11 protein-coding genes and 2 pseudogenes are annotated in these 13,507 nt (G+C 63.0%); 3 read left to right on the top strand and 10 right to left on the bottom strand.

The annotated features are described in order from the left end of the window. Window positions 1-330 precede the first annotated feature (330 nt). Together AC1Q6I_RS04955 and salA are read right to left on the bottom strand one after the other, a co-directional pair. A complete protein-coding gene (locus AC1Q6I_RS04955) occupies window positions 331-1,677 on the bottom strand; it encodes an MFS transporter (protein ID WP_023629719.1) in 1,347 nt (448 codons plus the stop codon). A gap of 73 nt (window positions 1,678-1,750) precedes the next feature. Beyond that, a complete protein-coding gene (salA, locus tag AC1Q6I_RS04950) occupies window positions 1,751-3,040 on the bottom strand; it encodes a salicylate 1-monooxygenase (RefSeq protein WP_024075419.1) in 1,290 nt (429 codons plus the stop codon). 127 nt (window positions 3,041-3,167) lie between these two features. Here salA and AC1Q6I_RS04945 point away from each other — a divergent pair, with 127 nt between their 5' ends. Continuing rightward, window positions 3,168-4,070 carry a LysR family transcriptional regulator gene (locus AC1Q6I_RS04945; protein ID WP_023629248.1) on the top strand — a complete coding sequence of 301 codons (903 nt, stop codon included), beginning with the start codon at window positions 3,168-3,170 and terminating at the stop codon, window positions 4,068-4,070. Window positions 4,071-4,143: 73 nt separating this feature from the next. On the opposite strand, the gene AC1Q6I_RS04940 is transcribed toward AC1Q6I_RS04945, so the two are convergent. Together AC1Q6I_RS04940 and AC1Q6I_RS04935 are read right to left on the bottom strand one after the other, a co-directional pair. Further along, the gene (locus AC1Q6I_RS04940; RefSeq protein WP_023629249.1) at window positions 4,144-4,371 is read right to left on the bottom strand and encodes a DUF2790 domain-containing protein; all 228 of its coding nucleotides are present in this window, start codon (window positions 4,369-4,371) and stop codon (window positions 4,144-4,146) included. Window positions 4,372-4,527: 156 nt separating this feature from the next. Beyond that, window positions 4,528-5,463: a LysR family transcriptional regulator gene (locus tag AC1Q6I_RS04935; protein ID WP_023629250.1), complete on the bottom strand. Its 936-nt coding sequence runs from the start codon at window positions 5,461-5,463 to the stop codon at window positions 4,528-4,530. A gap of 147 nt (window positions 5,464-5,610) precedes the next feature. Between AC1Q6I_RS04935 and AC1Q6I_RS04930 the strand changes: the two genes are divergently transcribed. Both AC1Q6I_RS04930 and AC1Q6I_RS04925 read left to right on the top strand, forming a co-directional pair. Next, window positions 5,611-6,672 (top strand): HlyD family secretion protein, encoded by a 1,062-nt coding sequence (locus AC1Q6I_RS04930; RefSeq protein ID WP_023663266.1) that lies wholly within the window; start codon window positions 5,611-5,613, stop codon window positions 6,670-6,672. Beyond that, the gene (locus AC1Q6I_RS04925; protein WP_078451698.1) at window positions 6,662-7,738 is read left to right on the top strand and encodes a DUF2955 domain-containing protein; all 1,077 of its coding nucleotides are present in this window, start codon (window positions 6,662-6,664) and stop codon (window positions 7,736-7,738) included. Before AC1Q6I_RS04930 ends, AC1Q6I_RS04925 begins: the two co-directional genes overlap by 11 nt. A 222-nt stretch (window positions 7,739-7,960) precedes the next feature. On the opposite strand, the gene AC1Q6I_RS04920 is transcribed toward AC1Q6I_RS04925, so the two are convergent. The 6 genes and pseudogenes from AC1Q6I_RS04920 to AC1Q6I_RS04895 all read right to left on the bottom strand — a co-directional run. Then, window positions 7,961-9,412 carry an aldehyde dehydrogenase gene (locus AC1Q6I_RS04920; RefSeq protein WP_023630205.1) on the bottom strand — a complete coding sequence of 484 codons (1,452 nt, stop codon included), beginning with the start codon at window positions 9,410-9,412 and terminating at the stop codon, window positions 7,961-7,963. 368 nt (window positions 9,413-9,780) lie between these two features. Then, window positions 9,781-10,173, bottom strand: a pseudogene (locus AC1Q6I_RS04915) (methyl-accepting chemotaxis protein); the annotation flags it as partial. A gap of 539 nt (window positions 10,174-10,712) precedes the next feature. Further along, the gene (locus AC1Q6I_RS04910; protein WP_024075421.1) at window positions 10,713-11,429 is read right to left on the bottom strand and encodes an ABC transporter ATP-binding protein; all 717 of its coding nucleotides are present in this window, start codon (window positions 11,427-11,429) and stop codon (window positions 10,713-10,715) included. Then, window positions 11,429-12,187 (bottom strand): ABC transporter ATP-binding protein, encoded by a 759-nt coding sequence (locus AC1Q6I_RS04905; RefSeq protein ID WP_023048108.1) that lies wholly within the window; start codon window positions 12,185-12,187, stop codon window positions 11,429-11,431. Before AC1Q6I_RS04905 ends, AC1Q6I_RS04910 begins: the two co-directional genes overlap by 1 nt. After that, window positions 12,184-13,137, bottom strand: coding sequence for a branched-chain amino acid ABC transporter permease (locus AC1Q6I_RS04900; RefSeq protein ID WP_024075422.1), 954 nt, complete (start codon window positions 13,135-13,137; stop codon window positions 12,184-12,186). Before AC1Q6I_RS04900 ends, AC1Q6I_RS04905 begins: the two co-directional genes overlap by 4 nt. Beyond that, window positions 13,119-13,430 (bottom strand): annotated as a pseudogene (locus AC1Q6I_RS04895) (endonuclease); the annotation flags it as partial. The pseudogene AC1Q6I_RS04895 and the gene AC1Q6I_RS04900, both read right to left, overlap by 19 nt. Between the last annotated feature and the right edge of the window lie 77 nt (window positions 13,431-13,507).

Here is a 13,507-nt window from a genome sequence, read left to right as displayed (position 1 = left end):
CCGGTCTCATCGTACGGGGCGTCCTGATTATGATCCGGCTAATCTGCTCAAGATCTGTCAGTACGGCTACGTGCAGCGCAACCGTCACGTTCATTGAAAAGTATGGATGTGATGACCGGCGCCTCAGCACCTGCTAACCATCGAGTTGGCAGCCGCTTCGAGTCTCAAGGCTTTCTCATGATCCAACGCCTAGCCTAGGATCCGACTACGCACAGCGGATCGGCATCTATAGCAGCCGAGACCATGGTGGTTCCATATGCCGGTTGCGAGCGGTCAACCAGAGCACCACACCCGACATGGGTGCGGTGCTCAGTTCCTGATAGCAGTGGATCAGCCGGCAGTCGATTCCAGAGGTTTCTCCATCAGCGTGCAGACCTGACCCGGCCGGTGCCAGAGAAAACCCATAATGGCGGCGGCGCCCACCAGCCCCGGCAGCGCGAACGCCAGAAAGCTCGCCTGCAACGGCAGTTGCGCGGCGTGCAAAGCTCCGCCCAGCAACGGGCCGATGATGGCGCCAATACGGCCAATTCCCATCGCCCAGCCCAGACCAGTGGAGCGGATATGCGCGGGGTAAAATTGCACGGCGCAGGCATTGGCGAGGATCTGCGTACCGATAGTGCAGGCCCCGGCCACGCCGATCAGCAGGTAGAGCACCGGCAGCGGTGACTTCAGCGCCAATAGACTCAGCGACAGCGCACCGGTGGCGAAGAACGCCAGGAGTACCCGACCCAGGCCTATGCGATCTCCCAGCCAGCCGCCGCCGATTGCCCCGAAGATGGCGCCGAAGTTCAGCACCAGCAGGAACGCCAGGCTGGAGTTGAGGCCGTAGCCGGCAGCGTTCATAAGCTTCGGCAGCCAGGAACTCAGGGCGTAGACCATCAGCAGGCAGCAGAAGAAGGCCACCCAGAGCATCAGCGTTTTCAGTGCGCGACCATCCTGGAACAACTGGGAGATGGCCACCTTGCCCGCCTGCCCCTTTGCCAGATTGAGCCGGTCGTGCATTTTGGGCACGTAGTCGGGCTCTGCCCTGGCCAGCAGCTCTTTGGCGCGTTCGACCTCCCCCTGGCGCAGCAGGAAGTTCAACGACTCCGGCAGCTGGCGCACCAGCAACGGCAGCACCAGCAGCGGTACAACCGCCACGAAGAACACCGATTGCCAGCCCCAGCTGGGCATCAACGCCATGCCCAGACCCGCAGAGAGCATGCCCCCCACCGAGTAACCGCTGAACATGATCGCCACCAGGGTGCTGCGGATTTTCTTCGGCGCGTACTCGTTCATCAGCGCCACCACATTGGGCATCACCCCACCGATACCAAGCCCGGCGAAAAAGCGGCAAATGGCAAACTCCTCGGGAGTGCGCGCGAATCCGTTGATCACGGTAAAACCGCTGAACAGGACCACACAGGTCATGATGGTCTTGCGGCGCCCGATCCGGTCCGACAGTGGGCCGAAGAACAGTGCACCGAGCATCATGCCCACCAATGCGCAGCTGCCTAGCAGACCGGCCTGCAGCGCAGAGAGGTTCCAGGCTTGCATCAGCGACGGCAGCACCACGCCGTAGATAACCAGATCATAGCCATCGAAGATAATGATCAGCGCGCACCAGAACAGCACGCGCCCGTGAAAGGTATTGAAGCGGGCCCCGTCAAGCAGGGCGGAAACGTCGATATCACGCATGGCATAGCTCTTCTTGTCATTGTTATAGAGCCGGAACCGGCATCGAGGCCGATTCCGGTAGAACGACGCGCAACTAGGCGCAGTGGCTCAGGGCTGTCCAACCTAGTCGAGCGCGGGCATCTCGCACGTCAGCGTCGAGGTCGTGGTTCCACAACCAGTCGAAGCGGCTAGCCAAGGTAGCTCCCAGCGCCTGTTTGTCATCACCCACTGCCGGGTCACGCAGTTCGTAAAGTTCACCGGCTTCCCAGGAGGTACGCTGCACGCGGCAGGCACGCGGGCGGCGCAAGGCGTCGTAGGCAGCCAGCAACTCATCGAGGTTGCCGCGACTCACCTGAACATCTCCCAGCAGGCGGGCGAGGAAGTAGGCGTCCTCGAGCCCCTGCCCTGCCCCGGCGCCCTGGTGCGGCAGCATCGCGTGGGCGGCATCGCCGATCAGCGCCACACGGCCGTGGACATAACCAGGTAGCTCGGCGAGGTCGTGCAGAGCCCAGTAGGTTGGCGAGGGAATGCACTCCAGCAGGATTCGCGCAGCATCGCCCCAGCCGACGAAGGCGTCGAGCATCTCACGCTGGCTGGCCTGACGAACCCAGGGCGAATTCTCGGGCCAGGTGGGCGCGGGCTGACTGCGGTCAGATACGAAGGCCACCACGTTGATGATGCGCCCCCGCTTAACCGGAAAGGTAAGGATGTGGCCATCCAGGCCCAGGTACATCTGCGGCACGTCCACCAAGTGCTCGTCAACGCCAGCGGCACGGTAGGCCTCGCGCAGGTGCAGGCTATCGATCATGCCACGGTAGGCGCAGGTACCACTGAAGCGCGGCACGGCGGGCGGGGCCCCGATACCCTCGAGGACATGGCCACGAATAGCCGATTTGATGCCATCGGCGGCGATCAGCAAGTCACCGCGATATTCACTACCGTCGGTAAAGCGCACACAGGCCTCATCGCCGTGCTGCTCCACGCCCACGGCGCGCTTATTGAATCGGGCAATGCCCTCCGGCAGTCGGCTGGCGAGCACGTCGAGGAAATCCGCCCGGTGCACCGAAGACTGCCCCACGCCAGGAGCCACGCTCGCGCCAATGTAACCGGCGTCGACGCTGCGGCGCCATTCGAACCACACGTCCTGCCAGGGCTCGGGGGTGCGATCGGCAACCTGGGCGTAAGGCTCTGCAATGCCGAGACCGGCAATGGCTCGCACCGCGTTAGCACCGAAGGAAACGCCCGCTCCCACCTCACCGAAGGCCGGTGCGGATTCGAAGAGCTGGACGTCGAGATGGGAATGGCGGCACAGATCCAGTGCCAGGGCGACGCCGGAAATACCGCCGCCGATGATGCCGATACGCAGGGCAGGCTTGGTGATCATGTTTGTACCCATGATGTTGTTGTTGGAGTGAAGTCATCATGGGCGCACGAGAAATATTGATAAATACCGCAGCCTGCATACAAACTATTTCAAACCTGAATATTCCTACCAACCTATGAGGCAGACCATGGACCTGCGCGACCTGGATCTGAACCTGCTAGTGGTGTTCAACCAGTTGCTGATCGACCGCCGCGTCTCCACCGCCGCGGAAAGCCTGGGTCTGACCCAGCCCACCGTGAGCAACGCCCTCAGGCGCCTGCGTACAGCCCTGCAGGACGACCTGTTCGTGCGTACCTATCAGGGTATGGAGCCTACCCCCTACGCCCAGCAACTTGCTGAGCCAGTGTCGCTGGCCATCCATACCCTGCGCGAGGCGCTGAGTCGCCAAGACAGTTTCGACCCGCTAACCAGCGAACGCACCTTCACCATCGCGATGACCGATATCGGTGAAATCTACTTCACCCCGCGCCTGATGGATGCCCTCTCCCGCCTGGCACCAGGCTGCCGCATCAGTACCGTGCGCAACACCTCCGTATCCCTGATCGAGGCGCTGCAGAGCGGCACCGTCGACCTCGCCGTAGGCCTGCTGCCACACCTGCAGGCAGGCTTCTTCACTCGCCGTCTGTTCCATCATCGTTACGTATGCATGTGTCGCAAGGACCACCCCGTCACCAGCGAGCCGCTCACGCTGGAGCGCTTCTGCGCTCACGGTCATGTGCGGGTCATCGCCGCCACCACCGGCCACGGCGAAGTGGACGCACACATGGCGCGTCTGGGGATAGAGCGGGACATCCGTCTCGAAGTGCCGCACTTCGTCGCTGTGGGCCATATTCTCCAGCGCACCGATCTGCTGGCCACGGTACCCGAGCGCTTTGCCGAGTGCTGCGTCCAGCCCTTCGGTTTGGTGGCCCTGCCCCACCCCGTGCAGCTACCGGAAATCGATATCAACCTGTTCTGGCACGCCAAGTATCACCGAGACTCCGCCAACCGCTGGCTCAGGCAACTGATGTTCGAGCTATTTGCGGACTGACGGCGCCCGAAGTGCCTGACAGCCCATTGCCTGCCATGAGGGATCGGGCTGACTGCCGAGTCCTGCGACGGACTCAATACACGCAGCTCTCGCCCTGGCGCAGATACACCAGGGTATGGATCTCGCCGTGTGAATCCTCATAGACCATGGTCGCCTCGCCCACCTCACAGCCCTGAGGCATCTCGATCGAAATGACCCTGGCGACATCCATGGCCTGGCCATAATGGTATGGCTGCGCATCGTCGGCGACTGCCCACTGAGCGACAAGTGTCACGCCGATCATCCAGTATCTTGCTTTCATGCTGCACCTCGTAATGACTCGATGAGCATCAGCTTAAGGAGTGGTTCCGGCAAGAAACAGCGAACTCCAGGCAAGGTAGTTTTGCCTTTAGCGTAATAATCGAAGAGCGCTAAGCGACAGGGCATCAACCCTGGCCACACCGGTTTGCTCCCAGGGTCACGCCCAATAGGTGGGGTTTTCCACCAGGGTTCGATTACCGCGGAATACCAGGGGTAATTGCTCCTTGAGGAACTCCACCCAGGTTCTCACCTTGGCATCGAGAAAGCGCCGCGACGGGTACAGCGCATAGATACCCCGCTCGTGCAGGCGATGTTCGGCCAGCAGGCGTACCAGTCGGCCCTGTGCGAAGGCCTTGGCCGCTATCAGGTCCGGCAGTACGCAAATACCCATACCCTCTCCTGCCGCCTGGGCCATCGCCTCGGCGACGTTGACCTGAAATGTTTCTCCCAGACGGATCGCCCGCTCGACGCCGTTGTCGGTAAAGGTCCAGCTGTCGCCAAAAACCGGGTCGAGCAGGCGCAGGCAGCGATGCTGGCTCAGCTCGTCGAGAGTCATCGGAATACCGTGCTGCCCCAGGTAGCTCGGCGCCGCACAGACCACGCTGTAGGTAGTGCCGAGCAGTTGAGCGACCAGTTCGGAGTCGGGCAACTCCCGGGCCAGAGTAATGACCACATCCTGCCCCTCCTCGAGCAGGTCAGGGTGGCGCTGGGAGAGCGTCAGCTCAAGGTTCACTTCCGGGTAGAGCTCGCTATAGCGGGCGGCCAAGGGTGCAAGTAGATGGGTGCCCAAACCGGTGATCGCGTGCACCCGCAGGCGCCCCCTGGGCATCAGGTAGGCACCACCGGCCTCGGCGCCAGCGTCTTCCAGCTCGCTGAGAATATGCCGACAGCGCTCCAGGTAACGGCTGCCTACCTCGGTCAGCCCCAGCCGGCGGGTGGTACGTTGCAGTAGGCGTGCCTGCAGATGACTTTCGAGTTCGGACACCTGCCGCGACACCTGCGCGGTGGACAAGCCCAGCGTCTGTGCAGCAGCCGTGAAGGTGCCCGCGTCCACCACGCGAGTAAACACCCGCATTGCCTGAAAAACATCCATCTGACTGTTACCTATTTAGTAAGTGTTCTTTGCATAAGACGGCTATTTTTGCATGAAAGCATGGGAAATATACTGCCGCCTTCGCGGGCCGGCCCGGACTTTCCAGCGTGCGCCCGTCCCCCGACGCTTTGCTTAACCGAGGTATTCATGACTCCCGATCAACGATTTGCCCGCTGGGTTCAAATCGCTATCTCGGCCCTAGCCTGTTGCTTCATCTACTTCCTAACCGCCGACCTGAGCATGCCGTTGACACCACAGGCGCAGTTGACCCGACCGGTACTGAAGGTCGCGCCGCGGGTCGCAGGCCAGGTCAGTGAGCTGGCGGTGAGCAATAACCAGTACGTACAACCTGGCCAGTTACTGTTTCGCCTCGATCCGCAGCCATTCGAGCTGGAGGTGCAGCGGGCCGAGTTGGCGCTCGAACAGGCACACCAGGACAACACTGAACTCGATGCCCTGCTGGCCGCCGCCCGTGCCGAGGTCAGCGCGGCCCAAGCCAAGTCGAACGAGTCGGGCGCTCAGGCCCTACGCCTGTCGCGCCTGCTCGAACGCCAGCATGTCTCGCGCCAGGCCTACGATGCGGCCGAAGCGCAGCATCTGATGGCCCAGGCCCAACTGCGTACGGCGCAGGCCAGAGTCCGTGAACTGCAGGCCCGTCGCGGCGGCGCCGACGGTGCCAATCTACGGCTACGCCAAGCCCGCAATGCACTGCTCCGGGCGCACCTGCAGCGGGACTACAGCGAGGTTCGCGCCGAACGTGGCGGCGTGCTCAGCAACCTGCAGCTCACCCCCGGCACCTTCGTCGCGGCAGGAACGCCGGTGGCCGCTCTGGTCGAGGACCGCCTGGACATCATCGCCGACTTCCGCGAGAAGTCCCTGCGCTACATCGGCGTCGACACCCCAGCCGTGGTCGTATTCGACGCCCGTCCAGGCGAGCTGTTCAGCGCCCGGGTCAGTCATTTCGACGCCGGAGTCCGGGAAGGCCAGATCGATGCCAACGGCGAGCTGGCAACGCCCGCGCAATCCGAGCGCTGGGTTCGCGACGCGCAACGACAACGCGTGCACCTGGCACTCGATGAAGAGCTGCCGTTCCTGCTGCCCACCGGGGCTAAGGCCACGGTTCAGCTGAAGCCCTTCGACAACCCGCTGGTGAACCTCGCCGCTACGCTGCAGATCCGCCTGATCAGTTGGTTGCACTATGTCTACTGAACCCTCCGCGGCGGCACACACACTTGCCGAAAGGGCCACAGCGCCCCGTTTGTCACTGGGCAAGAACGACCTGCGCCAGTGTCTGCGCATCGCCACTGGCGGCAGTCTGGCCTTTGTCCTGTGCAAGCTGTTCGACCTGCAGTACGGTGCCTTCTTCTGCGTCTATCCGATGCTACTGCTCGGCCTGGTGCCGCGCCTGACTGCCCACCTGATGCGCCAGTTCTTCACCCAGGGACTGGTCGTCAGCCTGGAGGTCGCGTTGCTCTACGGTCTGTTCGGCGGCCGACCGCTGCTGATGATTCCGCTGGTGTTCTTGCTGTTTCTCTACCGTTTCGCGCTGATGGCCAGCGGCCCGAACTTCCTGTTCGGCGCCCTCGGCGCAGTATTTCTGTCGATCCAGCTGAACTTCGCCAGCTACCCGCACACCGACGTCATCGCCATGCTTGGGAGCAATGGCCTGGCCATCGTGCTGGCCGCAGCGATCGCCGTGCTGATGTTCTACCTGTTTCCCGACTGCGAGCCGCGCCCCGCACGCACGCCGCCGCCCAAAGACCGCGCCAGTCGGCGCCACGAGGCACTGCTCGGGGCAACGGTGGCGACGCTGTCGTTCAGCGTATTCCAGTGCCTGGATCTGCAGGACTCGCTGTCGGCTCAGGTCGCCAGCATCCTGCTGTTGTTTCCCATGCACTGGAACGGCTCACGCTTCGCCGGCCGTACCCGTGCGCATGGCACCCTGCTCGGCTGCGTGATTGCCCTGCTGATCATGCTGCTGCTCTATGATCACCACGACCTACTGCCGCTGGTCGCCCTGCTGCTATGGATCGCCGCCATGGTCTGCGCGCGCTGGCACATGCTGGAAAAGGGGGTGCCCGGCGTCGGCTTCGGCGCTTTGACCACCCTGGCCATCCTGTTCGGCCAGTCGCTTACGCCCAGCCACGACATCATATTTGCGACCCTCTACCGGCTGAGTTCGGTGTGTGTCTCGGTGCTGTTGACCCTGTTCGTCGTGTTCATGGTGCACCGCTTGCTCAACCGCTTTGTCACTACTCGCCACAGCAGCCATTGAAGCCAACAGCTGCGGCCACGGCGATTGTCAGATCAGCGCGCGTTTTTCCTGCTCGTACACAAAGCCGGCGACCGCGCACCGCTACAATTTGTTATCACGCGTGCAACACTTTCGCGGCAAGACGCGCTTGGCCGTGGATCCGAGCGTTTTACGATCATCTGGGAGAAATGATGCGAACGCGCGTGAACCGGCGAATCCACTTGCTCCGCCGGCCCCGAAACATCAGAAGGGATAAGGCTGATCAGATGGCTCAACAGTGACCCACTTGATTTCTGTGAACTCGTCAATCACAGCGCTTCCATCGAAACGGCCGTATCCACTCTGCTTCATACCACCATAGGGGGCCTGCGCTTCGTTTTGTACGGTGGCGCCGTTGATGTGGACACAACCTGCATCCAACCGACTTGCCAGCTCAAGCGCTTTGGAGACATTGGCGCTGAAAATTGCAGATGAGAGGCCATAAGCCGTGTCATTGGCCACTTCCAACGCCTCCTCTGCCCCGTCGACACGAACGATCGTGGTAATAGGACCAAAGGTTTCCTCGTCGTAGATTTCCATGTCCTTGGTCACGCGGTCGACTAGCGTGGGCTGCATCAAGGCACTGTCGGCGATACCGCCCGCGGCGATGACAGCCCCTTTGCCGAGCGCATCTTCGATCAGATGGTTGATCCGCTTTACCGAGCCCTGGGCGATGACCGGTCCGACTACGCAGGTCGGAGATGCGGTGGGGTCGCCAAGCTCCAGTTTGCCGATTCGCTCGGAAAACTTACTCACGAATTCGTCGGCAACACGCTGATCGACCACGAAACGCTCGGTCGACATGCAGATTTGCCCTTGATACAGGAACGAGCCGAATACTGCGGCATTCACTGCGCCGTCGATATCGGCATCCTCCAGCACTACGAAAGGAGCCTTGCCACCCAACTCCAACAAACAGCGCTTGAGATGGGACGCACAGGTTTCGGCGATCATGCGGCCGACCTTGGTGGAGCCCGTGAAGTTGACCCGGCGCACGGTATCGTGGGCCACCAACGCTTCGGTGACAGCCGATGCGTCTTCGGGCGCGGTAATCAGGAAATTGAGCACACCCGCCGGCAGGCCTGCCTCAATGAAGGCATCGGCCACAAGGGCATGAGTGCGAGGACTGTTTTCCGAGCCTTTGAAGATCACGGTATTGCCGCACGCCAGCGGATACGCGATAGCGCGAGCCCCCAGGATCACCGGCCCATTCCACGGCACAATGCTCAGCACGGTGCCCACCGGCTGGCGAAGCGTCAACGAGAAAGCGCCAAGCTTATCGGTTGGAATCGTCTCACCCTTGATTTGAGTAGTGAGCGCTGCAGCCTCGCGCAGCAGATTCGCCGATGCACCTACGTTGAACTGCGCCCAGAGCTGCGATGCGCCAATTTCCTCAGCCATGATCCGGCAGAATTCCGACATCTTGGCCTCGAGGACATCCGCTGCTGCGAGCAGGAGACGACGCCGCTCGGTCGGTCCGGTCTTGGACCATTTGCGGAATGCTCGCTCGGATGAGGCCGCGAGCCGTTTTGCGTCTTCCAGGGTGCAGGCAGCCGCAGTGCTGACCAGTTTGGCGGACACAGGGTCAAGCCGTTGGATCGTCTTGCCTCCGGTAGCGTCCAGCTTGATATTGTCGATTACCAGTTGTGCACTCATTTCTAGACCTTTTAGACAGTAGGAAAATTGTGTGACGCGACCGCATTCAGTCGGCAGCTCCGGGCATACGCAGAATGGGACTGCGCTGCGCAGCTGCGTCAGTGATTGCGCGACTACGCGTAGCCGGATCTGCTACCCGGCTATTGAAGATGGGCGTTGTGCCCACCCTGCGAGCCAACTCCAGGCGAGAAGGCATCACGTCCACGGCAATGGCGGAGTCATGCGGCCAGGGCCGCTTTCCAGCCTAAACGGCTGTAGGCCAAGTTCAGGTCTTGCTGCAGATCGTGATTCCACAGCCAGTCGAATCGGCTGACGAAGACTGCGTCACAACGATGGGGTCGCAAGGTGCCCACTTCAGCGATAGCCCGCTAACCCAGCAGCTCGACCATGTCCTGGGTCAAGGTGCGCTGCTCATTCAGGCGCCGAACGATGCGCTCGACCGTCTCCAGCCGCACCGCGGCGCCGGCACGCATCTCTGCCATGGCGCCCAGGGCCGCGGCGGACTTCTCCAGGCCGGTGCTGGTGGACTGGCCGATGTGTTCGACTCCCGTCCGCGCCTCCTGCGCCGACTTCTGCAGGCTGCCGGCGATCTGCTGGATCTCGCCGCTGGACTCGTTGGCGCGCTGGGCCAGGTGACGCACTTCGTCGGCGACTACGGCGAAGCCGCGGCCATGCTCACCGGCGCGGGCCGCCTCGATGGCCGCGTTGAGCGCCAGCAGGTTGGTCTGCTTGGCGATGTCCTGGATGCTGCCGACGATGGCGCCGATGCGCATCGACTGTTGCGACAGTTCGTCGAATACCTGATCGATGGTGCCCATGTAGCCGGCCAGCTCGCGGATCGCCGCCTCGCAGGCCTGGATGCTGGCGGCGCTGAACTGCACCTTTTCTCCGCCCGCGCGCGCCAGTTCAGTGGCGAAGAGCATGTCCTGCTCGGTGCGCAGGATGCTCTCGAGCAACTTCGCCAGGGGTGCGCGTAGCGGCAGGCCAGGGTCGGAAGGCGGCTCGGGAGCAGGCGCCGCCAGCAGCACCGGCGGTTCAGGCTCAGGCGCCGGTGGCGGCGCTGGCGCTGGCGCTGGTGGCGGCAACTCGACCAGGATCGGCGGCAACCTGTGGTAGAGCAGGCCGGCCAGGGCGACGCCGGCCAGCGCCAGGGCCGCCAGTGGGCCGTGCAGGCCGCTGTCCAACAGCAGCAGGCCGGCTGCGGCCAGCGCCGCCGTCGCTTGCAGCAACGCCGCCAGCGGCTTCTGCCAGTTTCGGGCAGGGGCGTCGGTCTTCTCGTTCATCGTCAGTCTCCCCGGCGTCACAGGCCAATATGTTCCTGGAGGATCTGCGGCTGGCACTTCAGCTCGACGCTGGGCCCGTCGAACACCACCCGTCCCTTGACCATGATCATGCTGCGGTCGGTCAGGTCGAGCAGCACGTTGACGTTCTTGTCCACCACCAGAGTGGCGATACCGCTGGCCTTGATCAGGCGGATCACGTCCCAGATCTCCTTGCGGATCAAGGGCGCCAGGCCCTCGGTGGCCTCGTCGAGGATCATCAGTTCGGGGTTGGTCAGCAACGCGCGGCCGATGGCGACCATCTGCTGCTCGCCGCCGGAAAGGTTGCCGCTCAGGTGGGAGAAGCGCTCGGCCAGGCGCGGGAAGGTCGCCAGCACCCGCTCCAGGTTCCAGTCGCGGCGCCCGTCCAGGCCCGGGCGGGCGGCCATGATCAGGCTCTCGCGCACGCTCAGGTTGGGGAACATGCCGCGGCCCTCTGGCACATAGCCGATACCGCGGCGGATGATCTGGTGGGTGGCGCGGCCGCTGCAGCGCTCGCCGCGGATCAGCACCTCGCCGCGGCGCGCCGGCGTCAGGCCGAGCAACGAGCGAATGGTGGTGCTCTTGCCCATGCCGTTGCGGCCCATCAGCGCCAGGGTCTCGCCCGGCTGGATCTGCAGGTCGACGCCATGCAGCACATGACTGTTGCCGTAATAGGTGTGCAGGCCGGTGGCCTGCACCAGGGCTTGTGCGCTCATCAGAATTGCTCCTCGCCGTCGCCCAGATAGGCCTGCTGTACCGCCGGATCGTTGCGCACCTGGTCCAGCGGGCCACTGGCCAGCAGCTCGCCGTTGACCATCACGGTGAGACGGTGGGCGATGCTGAACACCGCATCCATGTCGTGCTCGACCAGGACCATGGCGTACTGCTGCGACAGTCTGGCGAGCAGTTCGACCACCCGCGCCGATTCGTCCTTGCCCATGCCGGCCATGGGTTCGTCGAGCAGCAGGAAGCTCGGCTCGGTGGCCAGTACCATGCCGATCTCCAGTTGGCGTTGCTCGCCATAACTCAGGGCATCGGCCAGGGTGTCGCGGTGGGCGGCCAGGCCGCAAAGCTCCAGCGCCCGTTCGGCGCGCTCGCGTACCTCGACATAGGCCTCGCAGCGGCGGAAGAAACGAAAGGAGTTCTTCAGCCGCGACTGCGCCGCCAGCCAGCAGTTTTCCAGGCAGGTGAAGCTGGGAAAGATGTTGGTGCGCTGGAAGCTGCGGCCGATGCCCAGGTGCGACACCCGGTTGGGCGCCAAGCCGGTGATGTCGCGGCCGTGAAAGAGGATCTGCCCGGCGCTGGGCTGAAGATGGCCGGACAGCAGATTGACCATGGTGCTCTTGCCGGCGCCGTTGGGGCCGATGATCGCGTGTACCTCGCAGGGCGCCACGCTCAGGGAAATGTCGTTGACCGCACGCAGGCCGCCGAAGGCCTTGCTCAGTCCGCGGGTTTCTAGAACATGGGCGGTCATACGCCGGCCTCCTTCTTCATCGCGTCGGGGGTGGATACCGTACTTGCGTCGCAGGCCGTGGCTGTGCGCCGGTCGCAGAGCTGCAGCAGCAACCCGGCGAGACCGCGCGGCAGCAACAGAACCATGGCGATGACCACCAGCCCCATGGGCAGCTCCCAGTGCGGGGTCAGGCCGGCGAACAGATGGTGCAGGCCCTCGAAGGCGAAGGCGCCGAAGATGGCGCCGAACAGGCTGCCCATGCCACCGAGGATGACCATCACCAGGGCGTGGGCCGAGAGCTGCCAGCCGACCTGGTCGGGGCTGACGAAACCGTATTGGGTGGCCGAGAGCATGCCGGCGTAGCCGGCGATGGTGCCGGCAATGACGAAGGCCGCCAGCTTGTAGAACAGCGGGTTGTAGCCCATGGAACGGACCCGTTCCTCGTTGTGCTTGATGCCCAGCAGCACCCGGCCGAACGGCGCGCGCAGGAAGGTGCGCAGCAGCAGATAGACCAGCACCAGGGAGCCGAGCACCAGGTAGAACAGGCTGCGCGGGTTCTCCAGGTCGAGCAGATGCACCCCGGCGATGGCCACCTCGGGCTTGAGGAACAGGTAGATGCCGTCCGAGCCGCCGGCGAAGGCCGAGTCGTGGAACAGGTAATAGAGCATCTGCGAGAAGGCGATGGTCGCCATGATGAAGAAGATGCCCGAGGTGCGGATGATCAGCAGGCCCATCAGCAGCGCAGCTGCGGCGCTGACGCCCAGGCACAGCAGCAGCGCCAGCCAGAAGTTCACCGCCTCGAACTCCGGGGCGAACAACACCAGGCTGTAGCCGGCGATGCCGAAGAAGGCCGCCTGGGCCAGGCTGACCATGCCGGTCACGCCCACCAACAGGTCGAGGCTGAGAGCGACCAGGGCGAGAATCATGATGTGGGTCAGTTGCTGCAGGTGGAAGGATACTGTCGATCCCAAGCCATAAGCAATTGCTGTTGCTGTTGCTGTTGCTGTTGCTGACAGGACATGGACATGCCATAGCGATCCTACGTGTAGAAGGTCGGGCAAGCGACCAAGCCTTTCACTTCATCACGCGGCACTGCTGCTCGCCCTACGAAATCAATGCGGGTACTACACGTTCCGTAATAAGGGACTGTGGCACCATGCCATAAAGGAAGTTGCTTCGCCTCACCGACTGACGGATAGCGGTTGGTCAGGTCAACTTTCATGGCACGGAAGACGGGGTCACCAGCTACGCAGTTCTTACGACCTTATGTGCCTCTGCTTGAAGATTTCTGCCAGTGGCTATTACGACTGGAGGGATCGTGATCCAAGCCCCGAATGCTCG

The organism is Pseudomonas sp. MPR-R2A5 (assembly GCF_058793055.1).
The sequence above is the reverse complement of the archived record's forward strand: the minus strand, read 5'-3'. Positions and strand labels throughout refer to the sequence as shown.

Coding starts and splice junctions, on each gene's coding strand:
- AC1Q6I_RS04905 (WP_023048108.1), bottom strand. CDS start 12,187: ATGACCGCCCATGTTCTAGAAACCCGCGGACTGAGCAAGGCCTTCGGC.
- AC1Q6I_RS04940 (WP_023629249.1), bottom strand. CDS start 4,371: ATGAAAGCAAGATACTGGATGATCGGCGTGACACTTGTCGCTCAGTGG.
- AC1Q6I_RS04945 (WP_023629248.1), top strand. CDS start 3,168: ATGGACCTGCGCGACCTGGATCTGAACCTGCTAGTGGTGTTCAACCAG.
- AC1Q6I_RS04935 (WP_023629250.1), bottom strand. CDS start 5,463: ATGGATGTTTTTCAGGCAATGCGGGTGTTTACTCGCGTGGTGGACGCG.
- AC1Q6I_RS04920 (WP_023630205.1), bottom strand. CDS start 9,412: ATGAGTGCACAACTGGTAATCGACAATATCAAGCTGGACGCTACCGGA.
- salA (WP_024075419.1), bottom strand. CDS start 3,040: ATGATCACCAAGCCTGCCCTGCGTATCGGCATCATCGGCGGCGGTATT.
- AC1Q6I_RS04955 (WP_023629719.1), bottom strand. CDS start 1,677: ATGCGTGATATCGACGTTTCCGCCCTGCTTGACGGGGCCCGCTTCAAT.
- AC1Q6I_RS04925 (WP_078451698.1), top strand. CDS start 6,662: ATGTCTACTGAACCCTCCGCGGCGGCACACACACTTGCCGAAAGGGCC.
- AC1Q6I_RS04910 (WP_024075421.1), bottom strand. CDS start 11,429: ATGAGCGCACAAGCCCTGGTGCAGGCCACCGGCCTGCACACCTATTAC.
- AC1Q6I_RS04930 (WP_023663266.1), top strand. CDS start 5,611: ATGACTCCCGATCAACGATTTGCCCGCTGGGTTCAAATCGCTATCTCG.